General features: G+C 33.2%; 4 protein-coding genes. All 4 read left to right on the forward strand.

What is annotated here, in order from left to right; genetic code table 11:
- Positions 1 to 274, forward strand: a 274-nt coding sequence (locus E0F91_RS17885) for a hypothetical protein (RefSeq protein WP_207919057.1), incomplete at its 5' end; no start/stop codon positions are given.
- A 637-nt stretch (positions 275 to 911) separates the two neighbouring features.
- A complete protein-coding gene (locus E0F91_RS18040; RefSeq protein WP_243698932.1) occupies positions 912 to 1,100 on the forward strand; it encodes an ISAon1 family transposase N-terminal region protein in 189 nt (62 codons plus the stop codon).
- A 222-nt stretch (positions 1,101 to 1,322) separates the two neighbouring features.
- On the forward strand, positions 1,323 to 1,688 hold the full coding sequence (locus tag E0F91_RS17495; protein ID WP_074724595.1) for an ISAon1 family transposase N-terminal region protein: 366 nt from the start codon (positions 1,323 to 1,325) through the stop codon (positions 1,686 to 1,688).
- Between the two features lie 189 nt (positions 1,689 to 1,877).
- Positions 1,878 to 2,223 (forward strand): ISAon1 family transposase N-terminal region protein (locus E0F91_RS17500; protein ID WP_132067632.1); only part of this gene is annotated, 346 nt, incomplete at its 3' end.

The raw sequence follows: 2,223 nt of genomic DNA on the forward strand, positions 1-2,223 counted from the left end.
TCCTCTTTTCTTTATCTTTTCTTACCAGTCTCTCAAAGAACTTTGCGCTTTTGCGGGGTGCAAAGGTAACATCCGTTTTCTAATCTCACAAGCTTTTTTAAATGTTTTTAGAAAAAAAATTTTCTACCTTAATTTAATGTGCTTGCCAGTATTTAAAAGAACGTTTGCCGTTGTTGCGGGTGCAAAACTAACTCCTTTATTGGGTTATTCAAGCTTTTTTAAACTCTTTTTTTATCCTTTTCTTAACTTTAACTTTAACTCGCTGAAACCGTGAATTTTGAAAGTATAAGTTTTTTGTATTGGATTAGTTTCAAATATTAAAACCAGTTCATTTAGCTACTTCTCCATTACTATAACTTTGCGTGACATAGCTTTCTTTATTCTTCTTATCATTCAATCTCACTCAATACTTGGATTTATAACTAGTTTTTTTTTAATATCATTCCTGCTATAATACCTAAAGATATTATTCAATAATATAATGATACTGGATTTGGCAAATACCAGAAAGGTTCACGTCCGAAAAATTCCTGAAAAACTAGCAAAAACTAAGCTCAAAAGAATTCATAAAGAACAACCCCGATTATTAAACAAAAAAAAAACAAGCTCACTAAGACAATTGTCCCTTTCTAATAATGATAAAAGAAAGTCCTGAATTAATATAAGCAAAACAAATAAAACATCATCTCTTCCAAAAGAATAACCCAGAGGACTTACTGCCAAAAAATACTAAATAGAAGTCGGTTTCTATGGATCAAGAACAATACTTGGGGAGGAAATATCGAAAAAAAATTAGAGATTTGTCAATCTAACAATGAGAGATGACTTCTATATACCCTTTGAAATTCATGCTACCTGATTTTTTAGTTGACCACCTTGAGGTAGTTTCTACTAATAACACAGAATAAATATTGAACCTATATTTTGAGGAGAAAATAAAGCCTCCAAAAGAGTTTGATACCCATGAATTAGTGTTAAAAGGATTTCAGGATGAAATTACCATTCAGGATTTTCCTCTACGAGGTAAGTTTGTGTATTTGCCTATCAAAAGACATCGTTGGACGAATAAGACCTCGGGAGAAATCCTTAAAAGAGATTGAAATTTAGTTGCTAAAGGTACCCGCATGACTCAAGAGTTTGCGGCTTTTTTAAAAGAAATTAATAGATAAAAGCGCTACCGACTGTCACACGATTGGGAGGTTTTTCGGTATCGACGCAAAAAAACTTCAAAGAAAATATAAAAAACACCTAAGTTCGGATCAAGACAAAATGTTGTGGGGAAATATTAAAATCTAGATATTTGTGTTTCCAAATTATACCAAATGCAAGACTCCTATAGCGAACTAATCAAGTTATTATTACCTGAAATCATTGTTGAATATTTTGAATTGACCTCTTACAAGAAAGGAGATGAAGTCTTGCATATATATCTTAAAGAGATAAATTCGATTCCTAAAGAATACAGACCGTATAAGTTAAGCTCAAAAGGCTTCTTTGATGAGATTACAGTTCAGGATTTTCCTATTCGGGGGCATCAGGTATATCTACATATTACTCGCAGACGATGGCTTAACGAAGACACAGGAAAAGTGGTTTTTAGAGATTGGAATTTAGTAGCGGACGGAACTCGTGTAACACAGGAGTTTGCGTCTTTTTTAAAAGAGATCAATAGATTCCAGCCCAAATGACTGTAGTGCTATCGCCTCTTTCTATGGGGTTTCTGGAAGGAATTTGCAATATCAGTACAAAGATTACTTAAGTGATTTTAAAGCATGGAAACAAAAGTCGCATGCTAAACAATGGCTTGTTTTGGATCAAGACAAAATGTTGTGGGGAAATATTAAAATCTAGATATTTGTGTTTCCAAATTATACCAAATGCAAGACTCCTATAGCGAACTAATCAAGTTATTATTACCTGAAATCATTGTTGAATATTTTGAATTGACGTCTTACAAGAAAGGAGATGAAGTCTTGCATATATATCTTAAAGAGATAAATTCGATTCCTAAAGAATACAGACCGTATAAGTTAAGCTCAAAAGGCTTCTTTGATGARATTACAGTTCAGGATTTTCCTATTCGGGGRCATCAGGTATATCTACATATTACTCGCAGACGATGGCTTAACGAAGACACAGGRAAAGTGGTTTTTAGAGATTGGAATTTAGTAGCGGACGGAACTCGTGTAACACAGGAGTTTGCGTCTTTTTTAAAAGAGATCA

The sequence above is a fragment of the Flavobacterium sandaracinum genome, from assembly GCF_004349135.1.
Lineage (GTDB): Bacteria > Bacteroidota > Bacteroidia > Flavobacteriales > Flavobacteriaceae > Flavobacterium > Flavobacterium sandaracinum.